This is a genomic window from Phycicoccus ginsengisoli (genome assembly GCF_054779295.1).
In genome coordinates, this window is record NZ_BAAGYN010000007.1 from 122,253 (window position 1) to 142,943 (window position 20,691).

Annotated in this window: 16 protein-coding genes; 9 read left to right on the forward strand and 7 right to left on the reverse strand. The window is 71.2% G+C overall.

The window, feature by feature from the left end; genetic code table 11:
* The first annotated feature begins 59 nt into the window (after nt 1-59).
* The 3 genes from polA to ACYVDO_RS13450 all read left to right on the forward strand — a co-directional run bounded on the left by polA (nt 60) and on the right by ACYVDO_RS13450 (nt 6,212).
* Entirely contained in the window at nt 60-2,732 is a 2,673-nt protein-coding gene (gene polA, locus ACYVDO_RS13440; RefSeq protein ID WP_460936671.1) for a DNA polymerase I, read from the forward strand.
* Nucleotides 2,733-3,069: 337 nt separating this feature from the next.
* Nucleotides 3,070-3,642, forward strand: coding sequence for a hypothetical protein (locus ACYVDO_RS13445; protein WP_460936673.1), 573 nt, complete (start codon nt 3,070-3,072; stop codon nt 3,640-3,642).
* The gene (locus tag ACYVDO_RS13450; RefSeq protein ID WP_460936675.1) at nt 3,639-6,212 is read left to right on the forward strand and encodes a hypothetical protein; all 2,574 of its coding nucleotides are present in this window, start codon (nt 3,639-3,641) and stop codon (nt 6,210-6,212) included. Before ACYVDO_RS13445 ends, ACYVDO_RS13450 begins: the two co-directional genes overlap by 4 nt.
* An 87-nt stretch (nt 6,213-6,299) precedes the next feature.
* Here the strand turns inward: ACYVDO_RS13450 and ACYVDO_RS13455 are convergent, their stop codons facing one another.
* The gene (locus ACYVDO_RS13455) at nt 6,300-7,811 is read right to left on the reverse strand and encodes an MFS transporter (protein WP_460936677.1); all 1,512 of its coding nucleotides are present in this window, start codon (nt 7,809-7,811) and stop codon (nt 6,300-6,302) included.
* Between the two features lie 146 nt (nt 7,812-7,957).
* Nucleotides 7,958-8,773, reverse strand: coding sequence for a class I SAM-dependent methyltransferase (locus ACYVDO_RS13460; RefSeq protein WP_460936679.1), 816 nt, complete (start codon nt 8,771-8,773; stop codon nt 7,958-7,960).
* Between the two features lie 158 nt (nt 8,774-8,931).
* Here ACYVDO_RS13460 and rpsA point away from each other — a divergent pair, with 158 nt between their 5' ends.
* The 3 genes from rpsA to ACYVDO_RS13475 all read left to right on the forward strand — a co-directional run bounded on the left by rpsA (nt 8,932) and on the right by ACYVDO_RS13475 (nt 11,785).
* The gene (gene rpsA / locus ACYVDO_RS13465; protein ID WP_460936681.1) at nt 8,932-10,419 is read left to right on the forward strand and encodes a 30S ribosomal protein S1; all 1,488 of its coding nucleotides are present in this window, start codon (nt 8,932-8,934) and stop codon (nt 10,417-10,419) included.
* A gap of 98 nt (nt 10,420-10,517) precedes the next feature.
* Nucleotides 10,518-11,300 carry a DUF4184 family protein gene (locus ACYVDO_RS13470; protein WP_460936683.1) on the forward strand — a complete coding sequence of 261 codons (783 nt, stop codon included), beginning with the start codon at nt 10,518-10,520 and terminating at the stop codon, nt 11,298-11,300.
* Nucleotides 11,301-11,317: 17 nt separating this feature from the next.
* Complete coding sequence (locus ACYVDO_RS13475) at nt 11,318-11,785, forward strand: PPOX class F420-dependent oxidoreductase (RefSeq protein WP_460936685.1); 468 nt, start codon at nt 11,318-11,320, stop codon at nt 11,783-11,785.
* Nucleotides 11,786-11,812: 27 nt separating this feature from the next.
* On the opposite strand, the gene ACYVDO_RS13480 is transcribed toward ACYVDO_RS13475, so the two are convergent.
* The 5 genes from ACYVDO_RS13480 to ACYVDO_RS13500 all read right to left on the reverse strand — a co-directional run bounded on the left by ACYVDO_RS13480 (nt 11,813) and on the right by ACYVDO_RS13500 (nt 17,806).
* Entirely contained in the window at nt 11,813-12,772 is a 960-nt protein-coding gene (locus tag ACYVDO_RS13480) for an ABC transporter permease (RefSeq protein WP_460936687.1), read from the reverse strand.
* Between the two features lies 1 nt (nt 12,773).
* A complete protein-coding gene (locus ACYVDO_RS13485) occupies nt 12,774-13,730 on the reverse strand; it encodes an ABC transporter permease (RefSeq protein ID WP_460936689.1) in 957 nt (318 codons plus the stop codon).
* Complete coding sequence (locus ACYVDO_RS13490; protein WP_460936691.1) at nt 13,727-14,893, reverse strand: ABC transporter ATP-binding protein; 1,167 nt, start codon at nt 14,891-14,893, stop codon at nt 13,727-13,729. The genes ACYVDO_RS13485 and ACYVDO_RS13490 overlap by 4 nt, the downstream gene beginning before the upstream one ends.
* Entirely contained in the window at nt 14,890-15,873 is a 984-nt protein-coding gene (locus ACYVDO_RS13495) for an ABC transporter ATP-binding protein (protein ID WP_460936693.1), read from the reverse strand. The genes ACYVDO_RS13490 and ACYVDO_RS13495 overlap by 4 nt, the downstream gene beginning before the upstream one ends.
* Nucleotides 15,874-16,000: 127 nt before the next feature.
* Nucleotides 16,001-17,806 (reverse strand): ABC transporter substrate-binding protein, encoded by a 1,806-nt coding sequence (locus tag ACYVDO_RS13500; RefSeq protein WP_460936695.1) that lies wholly within the window; start codon nt 17,804-17,806, stop codon nt 16,001-16,003.
* A 267-nt stretch (nt 17,807-18,073) separates the two neighbouring features.
* On the opposite strand from ACYVDO_RS13500, the gene ACYVDO_RS13505 reads away from it, so the two are divergent.
* The 3 genes from ACYVDO_RS13505 to ACYVDO_RS13515 are packed head-to-tail and all read left to right on the forward strand — an operon-like array spanning nt 18,074 to nt 20,685.
* A complete protein-coding gene (locus ACYVDO_RS13505) occupies nt 18,074-18,757 on the forward strand; it encodes a response regulator (RefSeq protein WP_460936697.1) in 684 nt (227 codons plus the stop codon).
* A gap of 4 nt (nt 18,758-18,761) precedes the next feature.
* A complete protein-coding gene (locus ACYVDO_RS13510; RefSeq protein WP_460936699.1) occupies nt 18,762-20,108 on the forward strand; it encodes a HAMP domain-containing sensor histidine kinase in 1,347 nt (448 codons plus the stop codon).
* A 25-nt stretch (nt 20,109-20,133) separates the two neighbouring features.
* The gene (locus ACYVDO_RS13515) at nt 20,134-20,685 is read left to right on the forward strand and encodes a hypothetical protein (RefSeq protein ID WP_460936701.1); all 552 of its coding nucleotides are present in this window, start codon (nt 20,134-20,136) and stop codon (nt 20,683-20,685) included.
* Nucleotides 20,686-20,691 lie beyond the last annotated feature (6 nt).

Sequence of the window (20,691 nt, forward strand, 5' to 3'; positions counted from 1 at the left end):
GCGCCTCGAGGAAGGCCTCATGGTTCGTCGTGTCGGTCACGGGCCCTAGGCTGCCACGTGTGAGTCGCCTGCTTCTCCTCGACGGTCATTCGCTCGCCTACCGCGCGTTCTTCGCGCTGCCCGCGGAGAACTTCTCCACCAGCACGGGCCAGCACACCAACGCGGTCTACGGCTTCACCTCGATGCTCATCAACGTGCTGCGCGACGAGCAGCCGACCCACGTCGCCGTCGCCTTCGACGTCTCACGCCAGACGTTCCGCAGCGAGGAGTACGCCGACTACAAGGCGACCCGTTCGGCCACCCCGAGCGAGTTCTCGGGCCAGATACCGCTCGTGCGCGAGATCCTCGACGCGCTCAAGATCCGGTGGGTCGAGGTCGACGGCTACGAGGCCGACGACGTCATCGCCACGCTGACCACCCAGGCGACCGAGCAGGGCATGGACGTCGTCATCTGCACCGGCGACCGCGACGCCTTCCAGCTCGTCACCGATCAGGTCACCCTGCTCTACCCGGTGCGAGGCGTCTCCGAGGTGTGGCGGCTGGACCCGGCCAAGGTCGAGGAGAAGTACCTCGTGGCGCCCGAGCGCTACAGCGACCTCGCCGCGCTCGTGGGCGAGTCCAGCGACAACCTGCCCGGCGTCCCGGGCGTCGGGCCCAAGACCGCCGCCAAGTGGCTCGCGCTCTACGGCGACCTGCAGGGCGTCGTGGCGCACGCCGACGAGATCAAGGGCAAGGCGGGGGAGTCGCTGCGCGAGCACCTCAACGACGTGCTGCGCAACCGGCGCCTCAACCACCTCGTCCGCGACCTGCCACTGCCCGTCACCATCGACGAGCTCGAGCGCCGGAACTGGGACCGCGAGCTCGTCCACACCGTCTTCGACAGCCTCGAGTTCCGAGTCCTGCGCGACCGCCTCTTCGAGTACCTCGAGGCCCCCCAGGAGGAGGCCGACCACGGCTTCGACCTCGAGGGCGCCGTGCTCGCACCCGAGGAGGTGGCCGGGTGGCTCACGACGTATGCCGCGCCCGGGGCCCGGGTCGGCGTGCACCTCGTGGGTCACTGGGGGCGGGGGACGGGCGACGCCACCGCCCTCGCCCTGGCCACCGAGGGCGACGCCGCGGCATACCTCGACCTCACCACCCTGGACCCGGAGGGCGAGGCCGCCGTCGGCGCCTGGCTGGCCGACCCCGACCGCCCCAAGGTCCTGCACGACGCCAAGGGGCCGATGCTCGCGCTCTACGCTCGCGGCTGGGACCTGCAGGGTGTCGCCACCGACACCGCGCTGGCCGCCTACCTGGTGCGGCCCGACCAGCGGTCCTACGACCTGGCCGACCTCGTGCTGCGCCACCTCGGCCGCGAGCTGCGGGCCGAGACCGAGTCGACGGGCCAGGGCCTGCTCGACTTCGGCGACGAGCACCTCGGAGGGGCGCAGGACGCCATGGTCCGCGCCCGCGCCGTGCTCGACCTGGCGGCGGCGCTCTCGGACCAGCTCGAGGCGACCGGCGGGGCGTCGCTCCAGCAGGACGTCGAGCTGCCGCTCGAGCGCGTGCTCGCGGGCATGGAGCGCACCGGCATCGCCGCCGACGTCGACACCATGACGGGGCTGGAGGCCGACTTCGCCGCCAAGGTCCGGGAGGCCCAGCAGGACGCCTACGACGCGATCGGCGGCGAGCAGGTCAACCTCGGCTCGCCCAAGCAGCTGCAGGTGGTCCTGTTCGAGACGCTCGGCCTGCCCAAGACGCGGCGCACGAAGACCGGGTACACGACCGACGCCGACGCGCTGACCGACCTCTACGCCAAGACCGAGCACCCGTTCCTCGAGGCCATGCTGCGGCACCGTGACGCCTCGCGGCTGCGGGTCACCGTCGAGGGGCTGCTGAAGTCGGTCGCCGAGGACGGGCGCATCCACACGACGTACCAGCAGACGATCGCCGCGACCGGCCGGCTGTCGTCGACCGACCCCAACCTGCAGAACATCCCGATCCGCACCGAGGAGGGCCGCCGGATCCGCGAGGTGTTCGTCGTCGGCGACGGGTACGAGTCGCTGATGTCGGCCGACTACAGCCAGATCGAGATGCGGATCATGGCGCACCTGTCCGGCGACGAGGGGCTGATCGAGGCGTTCCGCACCGGCGAGGACCTGCACCGGTTCGTCGGGTCGCGGGTGTTCTCGGTCGAGCCCGAGGACGTCACGCTCGAGATGCGGTCCAAGGTCAAGGCGATGTCCTACGGCCTCGCGTACGGGCTGTCGGCGTTCGGCCTGAGCAAGCAGCTGACGATCTCCACGGGCGAGGCCCAGGGGCTGATGGACGAGTACTTCGCCCGGTTCGGCGGCGTGCGCGACTACCTGCGGGACGTCGTGGCCGAGGCGCGGGCGACCGGGTACACCCAGACCATGCTGGGGCGCCGGCGCTACCTGCCCGACCTCACGAGCGACAACCGCCAGCGCCGCGAGATGGCCGAGCGGATGGCCCTCAACGCGCCCATCCAGGGCTCGGCGGCCGACATCATCAAGGTCGCGATGCTGCGGGTCGACCGGGCGCTCACCGAGGCTGGGGCGAAGTCGCGCCAGCTGCTCCAGGTGCACGACGAGCTCGTCCTCGAGATCGCGCCGGGGGAGCGCGACGACGTCGAGGCGCTGGTCCGCCGCGAGATGGGCCACGCCGTCGAGATGGACGTCGCGCTCGACGTCAGCGTCGGGGTCGGCCGCTCCTGGCACGACGCCGCGCACTGACCGCCCGGGTGCGAGCGAAGGAAGTGCCCTAGGTCCCTGTCGTCCTCGGCGCCGCTGTGCCAGCGTGCTGCGATCGGCGCCGGCCCGACCCACTGGGCTCGCGCGTCAGGTCGCAACCGGGTCTGCTCCCGCGCACAGCGGCCGAATGCGGGGCAAACCGTCAATAACGAACCGAACAGCGGATGTGTCACGGCTCGCGCCCTGCGAGTCGGGTCACAGACGTGATTTTTTCGGCGGGAGTGCCCCATACTCTCCGGTAACCACGCACCCGCCAATGGACGCCGGGTGCATTTCCTGTGAGGTGGACATGCGCAGAGGCCTGGTCGTCGGGCTTGTGTTGGCCGTTTTCGCGGCCCTGATCATCGGACTCGGACAGCTGTTCGGTCTCGACCTGCAGCACGTGGCCCTGTTGGGAGCCGCCCTGGGCGGCGTCCTCGGGCTGGTGCCGCACGAGCCGCCTCTCGGCAAGCTCGGCGGCTTCCTGGTCGGCTTCGTCGCGGCGTGGATCGGGTTCGCGCTGCGGGCCGCCGTGCTCCCGGACTCGGCAGGGGGCCGCGCGGTCGCAGCCTTCCTGGTCGTCGCCGTCATCGGGGTCGCCTGCGCGGTCAGCGCGGGGAACCTGCCGCTCTGGAGCGGCCTGCTGGGCGCCGCGGCCATCGTCGGCGCCTACGAGGAGACGTACACCAACGCTCCCTCACAGTTCCTGCAGGAGTCGCCGGCCGCCGGGACCACGGTCCTGTTCGCCGTGGCCCTGGGGTTCCTCGCCGCATCCCTGATCCCGCTGGGGCAGGCGGGTGCGCACTCGAGGGGCACGTGGGACAGCTGGTTCAGCCGGGGCTCGGCCCGCTCGGGCGACGACAACGTGGACACGGTCGGCATCGACGGCCTCGTGGCAGGAGACAACAAGTGATCAAGAAGTCAGTGACGCTGGCAGGCGCCGCGTTCTTCGCCGTCCCGGCGGCCGCCATCCTCGCGGCGGGGCCTGCCATGGCTGCCTCCGGTTCCGACGTCCTGGTGTCCAACACCGAGACGGTGCAGGCGTACCTCAATGCCAGCGGGAAGGTCGACGTGGCTCGGGTCTACGAGCAGGTCGCCATGGAGGGCAAGGGGACCGTGGACCTCGCCAACCCCGTGGAGACCAGGGGCCTTCGCAACCTCGACAGCTTCGGTGGCTTCGACGTCAAGGGCGGCCAGATGGTCGGCCAGTACACCGTCGACGGCGAGCTGCGTCTCCGCTCCGTCAGCGACTACACGAAGCGACTCCCGCTCGAGGTCGACGTCAAGTACTTCCTGGACGGCAAGCAGGTGCAGCCGGGAGACGTCGTCGGCAAGGCGGGAGACCTCAAGGTGCAGTACACGGTCCGGAACGTCACCGGGAAGCCGCAGGAGGTGTCCTTCAACGACGGGACCGGCAAGACTGCCACCGCGACGGAGGACGTCGTCATCCCCATGATCGGCTCTCTCACGACCGTCCTTCCGTCCACCTTCACCGACGTCCGGTCCAACGAGGCCAACATCGCCGGTGACGGGCGCGGCGGCACGAAGATGTCCTTCACCATGACCCTCTTCGGGCCGATCGGGAAGCCTGAGGCGACGTTCGGCTACGAGGCCCGGATCGCCGACGGGGTCATCCCCAAGGCGTCCATCTCGGCCCTGCCCGTCAGCCCCCTGGACAGCCCGTCCTTCAAGGGCGGCGCGGAGTCGTACAAGGGCGGTGCCCAGACCGGTGCCACGCTGACGGCCGGCGCCACCGAGATCGACAGCAACCTGCTCAAGCTCCGTGATGGTGCTGGCGACCTGCTCGCAGGTCTCATCAAGCTTCGCGACGGTGCCAACCAGCTGCACGACGGCCTCGCCGGTCAGGCAGCGCCCGGTGCAGCCAAGCTGGCGGCGGGTGCGGGTGACCTCAAGAACGGCACAGGCCAGCTCAAGGACGGTGCGGCGAAGGCCAAGGGCGGCTCGTCGCAGGTCTCGGACGGCGCCTCCCAAGTTGCCGACGGGTCGGCCGCTCTGGCCGACGGTCTTGCCCTGATCCAATCCGGCGTGGAGCAGCTACCCGCGAACCCCGATGTTGCCGATGGCGTGGCCCAGCTCAAGGCCGCCCTTAAGGCGGTTCAGAGCGGCATCGGTTCGCCCAAGGCCACGAACACCATCTTGTGGGGCATCAACCAGATGCAGGATGGCGTCGACCAGCTTTCGGCAGGCCTTGACCACCCCGCGGGCGCCCTGGGGGCAACGGACCCCGGCGGTGTCAAGCAGGTTCTCGAACAGCTGATGGACAAACTGGACAAGAACAGCGCCTCGGAGCCGGGGGCAAAGCAGGCCCTTACCAGCATCCTCGCTGGTCTCGACAACGCCAGCCCTACGAATCCGGGCGCCAAGCAGGGACTGATGAACCTCCAGTTCGTCCTCGGGTGCCCCAACAACACGGCGGGCCTCACGAGCACCGGAGCGGTCGACATCGCACACTTCGTGTCTGACCCGACCGACGTCTGCACCAAGATCGCACCGAGCTTCTTCAGCGTGCCTGGGGTCCCTGACGCCAAGGCGAGCGAGGCAGTGACGACCAAGATCACCCTCGCAAAGGTGGTAGCCGGTCTGGGATCCCGTTCTACTCCGGGCACCACCGCGCTGTACGGACTGGACCAGATCCTCGCCAACATCGGGTCACGAGACGTGCCCGGCCAGACCGCGCTCTACGCCCTCGATCAACTTGTCGCCGGCGTGGGTGACAAGGACACGGAGAAGACTCTTCTTTACGGGCTGGACCAGATCCGTGGAGGCCTCACCAAGGTCCAGCTGGGTGTCAGCAACCCGGCCTGTGACCTCAAGGATCCGACCAAGAAGTCGAACCCCTGTGGCATCCACCAAGTCCAGGGCCTCGTCTCAGCGGGCATCGACCAGCTGGTCGCGGGGATCGCCGCCAGCGTGTCCGACGTACTCGGGCAGGCCTCGGCGGGCGCTGACCAGCTGGCCGGCGGGTCGTCTCAGCTCGCCGACGGGGCCAAGCAGCTCGACTCCGGTCTGGGCGACCTGTCCACCGGTGCCGGGAAGCTCGATGCCGGGGCCGGGCAGCTCAAGGACGGCGCCAACCAGCTGTCCAGCGGCCTCGGGGACGCAGCCAGCGGCTCGACCCAGCTCGCCGACGGCCTGGACCAGGCCGCGTCCGGTGCCCCGAAGATCAAGGACGGGGCGCAGCAGCTCTCCGACCAGGGCACCAAGAAGCTGATCGAGGCCGGCAAGTCCACTGCCGCCGACTACGGCCAGAAGTACGCCCTCATCGAGGCCGGCGCCCAGCGGGCCAAGGCGGAGGGCATGGCCTACGGCGCGCCGGCCGGCGCGGCCGGCCAGACGGCGTACTCCTTCGAGCTCGCCGCCGCTGACGGCGAGGGCGGCCGCAACCTCGGGCGTGGGCTCGGCGCAGCTGTCGTGTTCGCCCTGGCGGCGGGAGCAGCCATGCTGAGGCGGCGCGTCGTCTGACCCGTCGCGGCGCGACGAAGGGGCCGACCGGGAGATCCCGGTCGGCCCCCTTCGTGTGTCCGTGCGCTACGTGCCTGTGGCCTGGCCTCAGGCGGGGGAGGCGCCCGGCACCGCGCGCCCGCTGCCCTCGCGTGCCCCGTCGGAGCCGCCCGCGTCCTCGGCGGTCAGCGGCTGGGCGATGCTCTCCAGCGACTGCCCCTCGGCCTTGACACCGAGGAAGGCCTCCACGAGCCCGGCGACGATCATCAGGGCAGCCCCGAGGAAGTAGCCGAACGCCAGCCCGGTGATGTCCTTGGACTTCGACGCGTCGTCGATCAGCTTGCCGAAGAGGAGCGGGCCGCTGATGCCGCCGACCGCGGTGCCGATGGCGTAGAAGAACGCGATGCACAGGGCCCGGGTCTCCAGCGGGAAGACCTCGCTGGCCGTGAGGTAGGCCGCGCTGGCGCCGGCCGAGGCGAAGAAGAACGTCACGACGCCGAAGGCCGTCAGCGTCATCGCGTTGAGGCCGCCGAGCATCATGCCCGCGATGCCGAGCAGCACGCCCGACACGATGTAGGTGCCGGTGATCATGCGGACCCGGCCGATCTTGTCGAACAGCGGGCTGAGCAGCAGCGCACCCATGAAGTTGCTGACCGCGAAGACCGCGAGGTACCAGCCGGTCTGCTTGACCCCGAAGAACGTGGTGAGGGTGTCGCCGTAGGTGAAGAAGAAGGCGTTGTAGAGGAACGCCTGGCCGACGAACAGTGAGAAGCACAGGATCGTCCGCTTGGGGTACAGCGTGAACACCGTCCTGGCGATCTCCGGGATCGAGATCGTCCGGCGCTGCCGGATGGTGATCGGCTCCTCGGTGGGCTCGGGCAGCGAGCCGCCGGTCTCCTCCGAGACCGTGCGCTCGATGTCCTTGACGATCTGCTCGCCCTCCTCGTCGCGGCCGTGGATGAACAGCCAGCGCGGGCTCTCGGGGACGTTGCGTCGCACGAACAGGATGCCGATCGCGAGGACGGCGCCGATGCCGAACGCCAGGCGCCACCCGATCGCCGGGTCGACGACCTTGGGGTCGAGCAGCGGGATCGTGAGCAGCGAGCCGAGCGCCGCGCCGACCCAAAACGAGCCGTTGATGGCGACGTCGACGCGCCCGCGGTAGTCCTTGGGGATGAGCTCGTCGATCGCGGAGTTGATCGCGGCGTACTCGCCACCGATGCCCATGCCGGTGACGAACCGGGCGGCGAAGTACCACAGTGGGCTCGGGGCGAACGCCGTCGCCACGGTGGCGATGGTGTAGATCCCCAGGGTGAGCAGGAAGAGCTTCTTGCGGCCGAACCGGTCGGTCAGCTGCCCGAACAGCAGGGCACCGAGACAGGCTCCCGCGACGTAGACGGCGCCAGCCAGGCCGATGTCGGAGCTGCTGAGGCCCAGGCCGGTGCTCTCCGGCTTCAGCGCGTCGGACATGGACCCGACGATGGTGACCTCGATGCCGTCCAGGATCCAGACGGTGCCCAGGCCGATCACGACCAGCCAGTGCCAGCGGGCCCAGGGCAGCCGGTCCATCCGGGCCGGGATGTCGGTGGTGATGCGTCCTGTCTCGACGTCTGACGCCACGGTTCTCCTCCTCCTCGAGTGAGCGGCGGCGCGCGCTCCCTCGGGGTCGGGGGCTCCGCGGCAACCGCGACCACGCTAGGGCCGGGGGGACAAAACTGCAGGTTGAGCGCGTTTCACGCGTAATCAGCGCAGATGCGACGAACCCCTCAGCCCCGGACGCAGACGAAGATCGCCGTGCCCGGGAACAGCCGTCCGCGGGTGGGCGACCAGCCGCCCCACGTCTGGGTGTTGCGCTCCGGCCACTCCGGCTCCACGAGGTCGACGAGGACCAGGCCCGCGGCCACCAGCTCGCGCACCCGGTCACCCAGCGTGCGGTGGTGCTCGACGTAGGTCGCCTCGCCGTCGGAGTCGGCCTCGACGTACGGCGTGCAGTCGAAGTACGACTGCGTCAGGGTCAGCCCGTGCTCGGTCGGGTCGTCCGGGAACGCCCAGCGGAACGGGTGCGTGGTGGAGAAGACGAAGCGGCCGCCGGGGCGCAGCACCCGGGCCGCCTCGCGCATCAGCGCGGCCGAGTCGGCGACGAACGGGACGGCGCCGTAGGCCGTGAACACGACGTCGAAGCTGCCCTCGCCGAACGGCAGCGCGACGGCGTCGCACTGCAGCAGCGGGACCGGCTGGGCGGGGGCAGCGGCCCTGCGGTTGAGCGCGACGCCCTGGCGCAGCATCCCGCCGGAGAGGTCCGTCGCGACGACCGAGGCCCCGCGCCCGGCCACCCATCGCGAGCACTGGCCGGCGCCGGCCCCGACCTCCAGCACCCGTCGGCCCTCGAGCGGGCCGAGCAGCCCCAGCTCGGACTCGCGCCACCCCTCGGGCCCCCAGACGAACTCGGAGTCCCCGAGGAAGGCCCCGTGCTCGGCGTAGTACTCGCCGGCCTCGGCGTCCCACCAGGACCGGTTCGCGGCGGCGGTCTCGTCCGCCCCCGCGACCCGGCGGCTGACCTGCGCAAACTCGCTCAACGGCATACCCTCCGCGCTTTTGACCCCCGACGGACGCCGCCGGTAAGGTGGAGCAGCACCTCCGTGTGCTCGCTTCGTCGTGTCCGTGCCCCAGGGTGCGGGACGATCCGCGGGTCGCACATCCACACCTTCTATTTCCTGCCCATCATCGGAGTTCCTACTACATGACTGCCAGCACGGTCGAGAAGACCGCCCCTCAGATCGCCATCAACGACATTGGCTCTGAGGAAGACCTCCTTGCCGCTATCGACGCGACCATCAAGGACTTCAACGACGGCGACATCGTCGAGGGAGTCATCGTCAAGGTCGACCGCGACGAGGTCCTGCTCGACATCGGGTACAAGACCGAGGGCGTCATCCCCTCGCGCGAGCTGTCCATCAAGCACGACGTCGACCCGTCCGAGGTCGTCTCCGTCGGCGACGAGGTCGAGGCCCTGGTCCTCCAGAAGGAGGACAAGGAAGGCCGCCTGATCCTGTCCAAGAAGCGCGCTCAGTACGAGCGGGCCTGGGGCACGATCGAGAAGATCAAGGAGGAGGACGGCGTCGTCACCGGCACCGTCATCGAGGTCGTCAAGGGTGGCCTCATCCTCGACATCGGCCTGCGCGGCTTCCTTCCCGCGTCGCTCGTCGAGATGCGTCGCGTCCGCGACCTCCAGCCGTACGTCGGCAAGGAGATCGAGGCCAAGATCATCGAGCTCGACAAGAACCGCAACAACGTGGTCCTGTCGCGCCGTGCCTGGCTCGAGCAGACCCAGTCGGAGGTCCGCACGACCTTCCTCAAGGAGCTCCAGAAGGGGCAGGTCCGCTCCGGCGTCGTGTCCTCGATCGTCAACTTCGGTGCGTTCGTGGACCTCGGCGGGGTCGACGGCCTCGTCCACGTCTCCGAGCTGTCCTGGAAGCACATCGACCACCCGTCCGAGGTCGTCGAGGTGGGCCAGGAGGTCACCGTCGAGGTCCTCGACGTCGACATGGACCGCGAGCGTGTCTCCCTGTCGCTCAAGGCGACGCAGGAGGACCCGTGGCAGCACTTCGCCCGGACCCACGCGATCGGCCAGGTCGTCCCGGGCAAGGTCACCAAGCTCGTCCCGTTCGGTGCGTTCGTGCGCGTCGACGACGGTATCGAGGGCCTGGTCCACATCTCCGAGCTGGCCGAGCGCCACGTGGAGCTGCCGGAGCAGGTCGTCCAGGTCGGGGCCGACATCTTCGTCAAGGTCATCGACATCGACCTCGAGCGTCGCCGCATCTCGCTGTCGCTGAAGCAGGCGAACGACGAGAGCGCGCCGGTGTCCGAGTTCGACCCGACGCTGTACGGCATGGCCGCCGAGTACGACGAGCAGGGGAACTACAAGTACCCCGAGGGCTTCGACCCCGAGACCAACGAGTGGCTCGAGGGCTACGAGACCCAGCGCGAGAAGTGGGAGAAGCAGTACGCCGAGGCCCACGCCCGCTGGGAGGCCCACAAGGCCCAGGTCGAGCAGGCCGCCAAGGACGACGCCGAGGCCGCCTCGGGCGCTGGGACGTCGACGTCCTACTCCTCCGGTGGCAGCAGCAGCAGCTCGGACTCGGGGTCCTCGTCGGCTCCGGCCTCCGAGGGCACCCTCGCCTCCGACGAGGCGCTGGCCGCACTGCGCGAGAAGCTCACCGGCAACTGACCCCTGGGCGCACCCCGGTGCGCCGACGGTCGACACCACGAGGCCCGGTCCCCGCGAGGGGGCCGGGCCTCGTGCCGTCCCGGGATAGGTTCGTGGGTATGCCGTTCACGCCGGCCCACGTGGCAGCCGTCCTTCCCGTCGTGGGCCGGGAACGGCCGCGCTGGGTGGTCCCGTGCGCCCTCGTCGTCGGCTCGATGGTCCCCGACGTCCTGTACTTCGTCCCGCTCGGGGACTACCGGGCGGTGTCCCACTCGCTGCTCGGCCTGGTCACCCTGGACCTCCTGCTCGGACTCGTCCTGTCGGGGCTGTGGCGGGTCGCCGCGGCCCCGGTGCTGCGCGACCTCGCGCCACGCCGCATCCGGGAGCGGGTGCCGGTGCCGCGCCCGCTGGACCAGCGGGAGTGGCTGTGGTCGGTGCCGGGCGTCCTGCTCGGCGGCCTGACCCACCTGCTGTGGGACTCCTTCACCCACGCGGACGGCTGGGCCGTGCACCGCTGGCCGCAGCTGCTGGAACGCACCGTCCCCGGCGGGTGGCCCGTGTACGGCGTCACGCAGTACGCGAGCAGCGTCGTGGGGCTGCTCGTCGTGGCGTGGTGGTGCCGCCGCGTGCTCTCCGAGGTGCCTGCGGTCAACCCGGCGCACCGCCGGGTGAGTGCCCGCGAGGCCCGCGTCGTCAGCGTCCTCGCCGTGGGCCTGCCGCTGCTGGTGGCGGTCGGCTTCGTGGCCTGGGTCGCCGCAGCCACGCAGGGCTCCCTGATGCTGCTGTACGTCGCCGTGGTGCGGGGCATCAGCGCCTTCGGCCTCGTGTCCGCGGTGGTGATGGTGTGGTGGCACCTCGTCGTGTCCCGTCGCCCGGCGCCGCCGGGTGCGTCCGTGGGCTGACGTGTTTGGATGGCGGCATGCCGCGCACCATCGCCACGAACACCAAGGTCGACCTCGACGGGCTGCTGGAGTTCGTCCGCCCGCGTCACCACATGCTGCTCATGACCGAGCGCTCGGACGGTCGCCCGCAGGCGTCCCCGGTCACCGGTGGTGTGGACGACAGCGGCCGGATCGTCATCTCGACCTACCCCGAGCGGGCCAAGACGGCCAACGCGCGCCAGCGTCCCCAGGTCAGCGTCCTCGTGCTGTCCGACGACTTCGGCGGCGCCTGGGTGCAGGTCGACGGCGACTGCGAGGTGCTCGACGTCCCGGACTCGGTGGAGCCGCTGGTGGAGTACTTCCGCAACATCTCCGGCGAGCACCCCGACTGGGACGAGTACCGGCAGGCGATGGTCGACCAGGGCAAGTCGATCCTGCGCATCACCCCGACGCGCTGGGGGCCGATCGCCACGGGCGGCTTCCCCGCCCGCCTCGCCGGCGACTGACCCGCTCGCGCGGGCCCGGCCGGCGCCTCAGTGCAGGCGCACCCGGGGGTCCAGCACGGCATACGCGAGGTCGACCACGATGTTGGCCACGACCACGGCCGCCGACGCGAAGAGGACGATCCCGATGATGACCGGCAGGTCCTGCTGGTTGATGGCGTCGATCGCGGTCTTGCCCAGCCCGGGGAGGCTGAACACGGTCTCGGTGACGACGACCCCGCCCAGGAGGGTGCCGACGTCGATGCCGAACTGGGTGACGACCGGCGTCAGCGCGGCGCGCAGCCCGTGCCGCACCACGACCCGGCGCTCGGGCACTCCCTTGGAGCGGGCCGTGCGGATGTAGTCCTCGCCGAGCACGTCGAGCATCGACGCCCGGGTCAGCCGCGTGTACGTCGCCGCGGACACGAGCGCGAGGGTGACCCAGGGCAGCGCCATGTGCTGGAGCCAGGTCGTGACGCCACCGGTGAAGGGGGCGTAGCCGCCGGCCGGGAAGGTCGCGTGGCCGGCGAGGGTCAGCCGGAAGTAGAGGAAGTACAGCAGCAGCAGTCCGAGCAGGAACGTCGGCATCGAGTAGAAGACCAGGCTGAAGGCGGTGAGCGCCCGGTCGGTGAACGACCGGGGGCGGACGGCCGAGACTACGCCGTTGAAGACGCCGAGGCCGAGCCACAGCACCGCGGCACCGATGACGAGGGAGATCGTGATCGGCAGGGCGTCCGCCATGATCGTCGTGACGGGGACCTGGTGGTAGTAGTCGTACCCGAGGTTGCCGCGCACGGCGTTGCCGACGAAGGACAGGTACTGCTTCCACAGCGGCTGGTCGAGCCCGAGGCGGTGCTGGATCAGGGCCACCACGTCGGGGGTCGCCTGCCGGCCCGCGAGGGTGCGGGCCACGTTGTTGGGGGCGACGAAGAACAGCCCGAAGACCGCGACGGTGATGAGCCAGAGGACGAGCACCCCGAGGGCGGTGCGGCGCACGAGGAAGCGGACCATCTCACCCCTCCTTGGCGGCGAGCGCGCGGTCGCTGCGCGGGTCGAACGCGTCCCGGACCCCGTCGCCGAACAGGTTGAAGGCCAGGGTCGTGACCACGAGCGCGGCCCCGGGGAAGACCACGAACCACCAGGCGGTCGTGTAGTAGTTCTGCGCCTCGCTGATCATGCCGCCCCAGTCCGCGGTGGGCGGGGGGAGGCCGAGACCGAGGAACGACAGGGTCGCCTCGACCACGATGACCACGGGGACGAGCAGCGACGCGTACACGATCACGGGCGCGAGCACGTTCGGCAGGATGTCGACGAACATGATCCGGGTGTCGCTGGACCCCAGCGACCGCGCCGCCTCGACGAACTCCCGCTCCCGCAGCGAGAGCACCTGGCCCCGCACGATGCGGGCCACCGAGGCCCAGCTGAAGAAGCCGATGACCAGGACCGTGACGGTCAGGCTCGGCCCGGTGATCGAGACCAGCGCGATGGCGACGAGCAGGAACGGCACCGACAGGACCACGTCGACGAGGCGGGCCAGCACGGTGTCGACGATCCCCCCGAGGAAGCCGGCGGCCAGGCCCACGACCACCCCGATCGCCACGGTGAGGGCGGTCGACACGACCCCGACGAGCAATGAGATCCGCGCCCCGTAGGCGATCCGGACCAGGATGTCGCGGCCCAGGTCGTCGGTGCCGAGCAGGAACTGCCCGTTGGGGGGCTTCGGCAGCCCCTCGGGGGTCAGGCCGGTCTGGCGGTACTGCGCGTCGACGGGGTGCCCGGTCAGCGAGGCGACCCAGGGCGCGAGGACCGCCATGAGCAGGATGAGGACGATCACCACCAGGGAGACCATGGCGACGCGGTCGCGGCGCAGCCGCTGCCAGGCGAGCAGCCACGGGCTGCGGCCCTCGATGGCGGGGACGCCCTGGCCGGTCGGTTCGGCCAGCGGCTCGACGTCGAGGATGTTGGTCATGCCGGCTCCTCCTGCGGCTCGCCCCCGGGGGCGCGGTCGTTTCCGGAGGTGCGGTCGGGCCCGGTGCCGTCGCCGTCCGGGCGCCCTCCGTCCACGTTCACCACGGCCGCACCCGCCGCGGCCGCACCGATCTCGGTGTCGTGCACCTGCGGCGTGGCCAGGGAGAGGTCCTCGCCGGTGGCGAGCGGGTGCAGGCAGGCCGTCCGGTGCTCCGGGGAGTCGTCGAGCACCGGGACGAGGTCGGGGTCGGTGGCCGTGCAGTCGGCCCGTGCCTTGGGACAGCGCGTGTGGAAGCGGCACCCTGAGGGCGGGTTCGTCGGGCTCGGCAGGTCACCGGCCAGGACGATGCGTGCCCGGCTGTCGGCGAGGTCCGGGTCGGGGACAGGGAGGGCCGACAGCAGCGCCCGGGTGTACGGGTGGCGGGGCTGGGCGAACAGCTCCGCCGACGGGGCGACCTCCACGACCTTGCCGAGGTACATGACCGCGATCCGGTCGCTGACGTGCCGCACCACCGACAGGTCGTGGGAGATGAAGAGGTAGGTCAGCCCGAACTCGTCCTGCAGGTCGAGCAGCAGGTTGATCATCTGGGCCTGGATCGAGACGTCGAGGGCCGACACCGGCTCGTCGCAGATGAGCAGCTTGGGCCGCAGCGCCAGCGCCCGGGCCACGCCGATGCGCTGGCGCTGGCCCCCGGAGAACTCGGCCGGGAACCGGTTGTAGTGCTCGGGGTTGAGGCCGACCCGCTCCATGAGCTGCTGCACGGTGGCCTTGCGCTCACCGGCCGTCCCGATGTCGTGGATGACGAACGGGTCACCGATGATCGACCCGACCCGTCGGCGCGGGTTGAGCGACCCGTACGGGTCCTGGAAGACGACCTGGATGTCTCGCCGCAGCGGCCGCATCTCGCGCCGCCCCAGGGTGCTGATGTCGGTGCCGTCGAACCAGATCGTGCCGGCCGTCAGGTCGTGCAGCCGCGCGATGCAGCGGGCCAGCGTCGACTTCCCGCACCCCGTCTCGCCCACCAGTCCGAGCGTCTCGCCGCGACGCACCTCGAGGCTCACGTCGTCCACGGCGTGCACCACCTCGGTGCTGCGGCGTAATGCGGTGGAGCGGACGGGGAACGCCTTGGTCACGCCCTCGGCCCGCAGCAGGACGTCGGTCACGACGCCACCTCCTGGGCCGGGTCGTCGGGCAGCCAGCAGGCCGACCGGTGGGTGGGGTCGTCCCGCACGACGTCGAACGGGGGAGCGGTGGTCCGGCAACGCTCGAAGACGTACCGGCAGCGCGGCGCGAACGGGCACCCCGGGGGGAGCCCGATGAGCGAGGGGGGCGCCCCGGCGATCGGGGTGAGGCGCTGGCCCGCGCCGCCCTGGCTCGGGAGGGAGGCGAGCAGGCCCTCGGTGTAGGGGTGGTGGCAGTGGTAGAACAGCGTGCGGCGCGGGGCGCGCTCCATGGCGGCGCCGGCATACATGACCACGACCTCGTCGGACATCTCGGCGACCACGCCGAGGTCGTGGGTGATGATGATGATGGCCGTGCCGAAGTCCTGCTGGAGCCGCGCCATCACCTCCAGCACCTGGGCCTGCACCGTGACGTCGAGGGCCGTCGTGGGCTCGTCGGCGATGAGCAGCTCGGGGTCGAGCGCCATGGCCATCGCGATCATCACCCGCTGGCGCATGCCGCCGGAGAACTGGTGGGGGTAGTCGTGGATCCGCCTGTCCGCGTGCGGGATCCCGACGAGGGAGAGCAGCTCGGCTGCGCGCCGGTACGCGTCGGCGCGCGGGGTGTCGCGGTGGGCGCGGATCATCTCGACGACCTGCCAGCCGACCGTGTAGTACGGGTGGAGGCTGGACAAGGGGTCCTGGAAGATCATGCCGATGCGGGCGCCGCGGATCCGGCGCAGCACCTCGGTGTCGGCCCCGATGAGCTCGGTGCCGTCGAACCGCGCGGACCCGGTGACGCGGGCGCCACGGGTGAGCCCGGTGATGGTCTGGGTGGCCACGCTCTTGCCGGAGCCGGACTCGCCGACGATGGCGAGCGTGGCGCCCCGCTCCACGTCGAAGGACAGCCCGCGCACCGCCTCCACCACCCCGTCAGGGGTGGCGAAGGAGACGCGCAGGTCGCGGACCTCGAGCAGTGCCATGGGGTTCCTGCCTTCACCGAGGGCGGTGTCGCCCTCCCGTCGTGGTCGGCGCCCGGACCGGCTGGAGGACTGTCGCCGGCCCGGGCGCGGGTCCGGGCGTCCGTGGGCGGGCGCCCGGGTCGCCGCCTCAGCCGCCCTGCTTGTCGGCGCTGAGCCAGACGTTCGTCGGGTCGAAGTTCTGGATCGCGGGGACGTAGACGGTGTTGTGCACCTGCGAGGCGTGGTAGTTCGGCTGGGTCGGGTTGGTGATCGGGTAGAACGGGGCGTCCTGCATGACCTGCTTGTCCGCAGCCGCCCAGGCGGTCGCTGCCTCGGACTCGGTCTTCGCCGAGGCCGCCTGCTCGGTCAGCGAGTTGGTCCTGCTGCTGTCGTAGAGGCCGAAGTTGCTGCCGACGGGCGGGAAGGCCGCCTTGCCGTAGAACAGCGGCTTGAAGAACGACAGGGCCGCGTTGCCGTACCAGTCGGCACCCCACCCGGCGACCGCGAGGTCCCAGACGCCGCGGTGGGCGACGGAGGGCACCTGGAGGTACTTGGTGTAGAAGTCGGCGTTCGGGGAGGCGACGCCGACGACCTTGATGCCGATCTTGGACAGGTCCTGCTGGACCGTCTGGAACGTCTTGCTGCTGGCCTCGGAGGCGTTGCGGTAGAGCATCTTCAGGGTGAGCCCGTTCGCGTACCCGGCTGCGGCCAGCATCTGCTTGGCCTTCGCCTGGTCGTAGGGGTACAGGTCGAAGTTGTTCTCCCCGCCGACGATGTCTGAGGGCAGGACGTGGGTCAGCGGCGGGTCGATCGTCGGGCCGCCCAGCACCTGGATGATGTTGCTGCGGTTGATCGCGTAGGAGATCGCCTGCCGGACCTGCACCTTCGCCAGGGCGCCGCCGTTGTTGGGCGAGGCCATGTTGAAGACGATGTACGGGTTCGAGGAGGCGGAGGGGCCGAGGTTGAGGTTCGGGTCCTTCTTCGAGATCAGGCCGGGCAGCTGCGAGGCGGGCGGGAAGTTGTCGAACTCCATGTCCGCGCTGGGCGAGCCGGTCTGCAGCTGCTGCTGGGTCGAGTCCTGGGTCACGGTCTCGTTGACGACGATCTTGTCCACGTAGGCCTTGCGGACGGGGTCGCTCGCGGCGTCCCAGGCGGGGTTGCGCACGAACGTGATGTTCTTGGTCGGCTGGTAGGACTGGATCTTGTACGGCCCGTCGCTGATGGTGTGCTGGGCGAGCTCGGAGCTGGCCGGCAGGTACGCGTCGTACTCGACCGGGGCCGGCGAGAAGGCCGGCAGCGTCAGCATGTCGACGAAGTAGCTCGCGGGCTGGGTGAGGGTGAAGACCACGGTCTCGGCGTCGGTGGCCTTCACACCGGGCAGGTCGGTCTTCTCCAGGTAGTCGGCGATCGCCTTGGCCGTCTTGCCGGCCTTGGCGAAGCCGTCGCAGAACGACTGCATCCCGACGATGAGCGACTCGTAGTCCGGCAGGCCGCCGAACGGCTGGGTGGGGTTGCACGTGCGCTTGACGCCTCGGACCACGTCCTGGGCGGTCACCTGGCGGGCGGGCGAGGTGTCCCACTTGACGCCCTGCCGCAGCTTGATCGTGTACGTCTTCCCGTCCGCGCTGATGCCGTTGCCGTCGCTGGGGAGCGTGGTGGCGATGTCCGGGACGGCCTTGGTGGTCTGCCCCGTGACTGCCGGGTAGGTGAAGAGCTGACGGCTCCACGGGCGCAGGCCGAGGTACCCGATGGAGTAGTAGCTGATGTTGGGGTCCATGTAGTCGACGTCGCCGGAGCCGAGCAGGTTGAGGGTGCCGCCCTTCACGGCGGTGCCACCCGAGGTCGAGCTGCCGGTGCTGCCGCTGCCGCCGGTGCTGCTGGCGCAGGCGGTGAGGCCCAGGCTGACGGTGGCGATGGTGGCCAGCGCCGCGGCCCGGGGTTTCGTGGGAGTCATCACGTCTCCTTCCGAGGGGGTCGCCCGCCGGCACGGTGGGACCGACGAGGTCGCTGCGACCGTAGGCACGCCGGTCGGGCACGGCGGGTCGGTCGGGTCGAACCGTCACGGGACCGCAACGGGACCGTCACACCCGGGGCCGGACATGTCGGTTCCATGACGGCGGCTCCGCCGGTGGAGGACGGCAGCTCGATCGGTGAAGGACAGCGGCTCGGTCGGTGTTGCGGCTCCCAGCCAACTCCCAGCCGGCGGCGTGAGACTCGGATCGTGACACGGCGGGTCCTGCTGGTCGAGGACGATCCCCGGGTCCGGCGGGTGCTGCGGCTGGCCCTGGAGGACGAGGGCTACCACGTGTCCGAGTCCCCCGACGGGGAGCAGGGCCTGGCGGACCTGCCGGCCGTCGAGCCCGACGTCGTCCTGCTCGACCTGATGCTCCCCGGCCGGGACGGGTTCTCCGTGTGCCGCGAGATCCGGCGGCGCAGCACGGTGCCGGTGATCATGGTGACGGCCCGCACCGACAGCCACGACGTCGTCGCCGGGCTCGAGGCCGGCGCGGACGACTACGTCACGAAGCCGCTCGTGGCCAAGGAGCTGTCCGCGCGCATCCGGGCGCTGCTGCGCCGGGTGGAGCCGGCGGTGGACAGCCATCCCCGCTGCGTGCGGCTGGGGGACCTGTCGGTCGGGCTGGACGATGGCGTGGTCGAGCTGGCCGGCCACCCGGTCTCGCTGACCCGCACCGAGTTCCGACTGCTGGCAGAGCTCGTGGTCGCCGGCGGCCGCGTCCTCAGCCGCGAGGAGCTGCTCGAGCGGGTGTGGGGCTACGGGTACTTCGGCGACAGCCGCATCGTCGACGTGCACATCCGGCGGCTGCGCACCAAGGTCGAGCGGGACCCCGCCTCGCCGCGCCACGTCGTCACGGCCCGAGGCCTCGGCTACCGGGTGGCGGGGTGAGGGTGTGCTCGTCGGCCTGCGCAACCGGGTCACCCTCGCCTTCGGTGCGCTCGCCCTCGGGCTCTGCGCGCTGCTCGCCGTGCTCGCCTGGACCCTGGTGACCCAGTCGGTCCTCCACCAGACGACGCGCACCGCCCTGGCGGAGACGGCGGTCGACCGGGCGGAGGTCCAGGGCGCGCTGGACGCCGGGTCCAGCGACGTCCCCGGGGTGCTCGACGGCCTGACCGGGTCCGACGCCGTGGCGGAGCTGGCCCGGGTGGGTGGGGAGTGGTTCGGCACCAAGCCGGCCATCGGGCCCTCGAGCCTCCCCGGCGCGCTCGTGGCCCTCGTCGGGAGCGGGCAGGAGGCCACCCAGCGGGTCACGGTCGACGGCAGGCTGTACCTCGCGGTGGCCCTGCCCATGCGTGCCCGCGGTGACGCCTACGTCGAGGTCTACCCCCTCGCCGAGGTGGCGCGTGCGGCCCGCACCCTGTCGATCGGGCTGACGGGGGCCGCCGTGGTCACCGCCCTGCTCGGCCTCGGTCTGGGCCGGGCCGCGAGCACGCTCGCCCTGCGGCCGCTGACCGCCCTCAACTCGGCAGCCGCCCAGGTCGCCGCGGGTCGGCTCGACACGCGGCTCGAGGCGGCGGGTGACCCCGACCTCGCCGAGCTCGCCGCGACCTTCAACCGGACCGTGGCGGCGCTCGAGCGGCACGTGGTCGCCGACGCCCGGTTCGCCGTCGACGTGAGCCACGAGCTGCGCGGCCCCCTCACGACGATGCTCAACTCGATGCAGGTCATCTCCCGCCGCCACGACCAGCTGCCGGAGGAGGTGCGCGAGCCGGTGGACCTGCTGGCCGCCGAGCTCGAACGCTTCCGCCACCTCGTGGTCGACCTCCTGGAGATCTCCCGCCACGACGCGGGGGACCAGGTGGTGCTGGAGCCCGCCCGGATCGGTGACCTCGTCCGCCGGGCCGCCGACGCGACCGCGGGCCGCCCCCTGACGACGGTCGAGCCCGCCGCCGAGGCCGTGACGATGACCGTCGACAAACGCCGCCTCGAACGCGTCGTCGCCAACCTCGTCGGCAACGCCGAGACCCACGGCGGCGGCTGCACCGGCGTCCGGGTCGGGCTCGCCGACGGTGGGGTGCGGGTCGCGGTCGACGACGCGGGCCCCGGCATCCCGGAGGACCTGCGGGACCGTGTCTTCGAACGGTTCGCGCGCGGCCGCACCGACTCCCCGACGGGGGTGGGCCTGGGCCTGGCCATCGTGGCCCGGCACGTCGGCGTCCACGACGGACAGGTCCGGGTCGAGGAGCGACCGGAGGGGGGTGCCCGGCTTGTCGTCGACCTCCCGCTCGCGCACCGCTAGGCGGGACCGGCTCGCGTCCCGCACGGTGGCCTCGGCGGCGCTCGTCGCGCTGGTGGCGCTGGTCCTGGGCGGGTGCACCGTCGGCGCGCAGGGCAGTCCCGTACCGGTGCAGGCACCGACCGTCGGCAGCCCCAGTCCCTCGAGCGGCCCCGGGGTACCCCTGACGGTGCAGGTCTACCTCGTGCGTGGGGACCGGCTTGCCCGCGTGAGCCGCACCGTCGCTCCCGGAGCGGGGCTCGAGCCGGCCCTCGCCGGTCTCGCGAAGCCGCTCTCGGCCGGCGAGCTGGCGGCCGGGCTGCGCAGTGCCCTCCCTGCGACGGGATCGCCGCTGTCCGGGCGGCTCGTGGACGCGGTCGCGCGGGTGTCCGTCCCCAAGGGCTTCGCCCGCGTGTCCGTCCGGGAGCAGGAGCTCGCGATGGCGCAGCTGGTCTTCACGGTGACCGCCGACACCCTCGCCAGCAGCGTGCAGCTGGTGCAGGGAGAGCGCGAGCTGTCGACGCCGGACGGCACCGGCAGGCTGGTGGACCGCCCGGTGACGCGGCTCGACTACGCGGCCTACCGCCCGGCCCCGTCGTGACCCGGG

Excerpts from the sequence above, each read along its gene's own strand:
- ACYVDO_RS13460 (WP_460936679.1), bottom strand. The coding sequence starts at position 8,773 with ATGCCGTTGAGCGAGTTTGCGCAGGTCAGCCGCCGGGTCGCGGGGGCG.
- rpsA (WP_460936681.1), top strand. The coding sequence starts at position 8,932 with ATGACTGCCAGCACGGTCGAGAAGACCGCCCCTCAGATCGCCATCAAC.
- ACYVDO_RS13470 (WP_460936683.1), top strand. The coding sequence starts at position 10,518 with ATGCCGTTCACGCCGGCCCACGTGGCAGCCGTCCTTCCCGTCGTGGGC.
- ACYVDO_RS13475 (WP_460936685.1), top strand. The coding sequence starts at position 11,318 with ATGCCGCGCACCATCGCCACGAACACCAAGGTCGACCTCGACGGGCTG.
- ACYVDO_RS13480 (WP_460936687.1), bottom strand. The coding sequence starts at position 12,772 with ATGGTCCGCTTCCTCGTGCGCCGCACCGCCCTCGGGGTGCTCGTCCTC.
- ACYVDO_RS13485 (WP_460936689.1), bottom strand. The coding sequence starts at position 13,730 with ATGACCAACATCCTCGACGTCGAGCCGCTGGCCGAACCGACCGGCCAG.
- ACYVDO_RS13495 (WP_460936693.1), bottom strand. The coding sequence starts at position 15,873 with ATGGCACTGCTCGAGGTCCGCGACCTGCGCGTCTCCTTCGCCACCCCT.
- ACYVDO_RS13500 (WP_460936695.1), bottom strand. The coding sequence starts at position 17,806 with ATGACTCCCACGAAACCCCGGGCCGCGGCGCTGGCCACCATCGCCACC.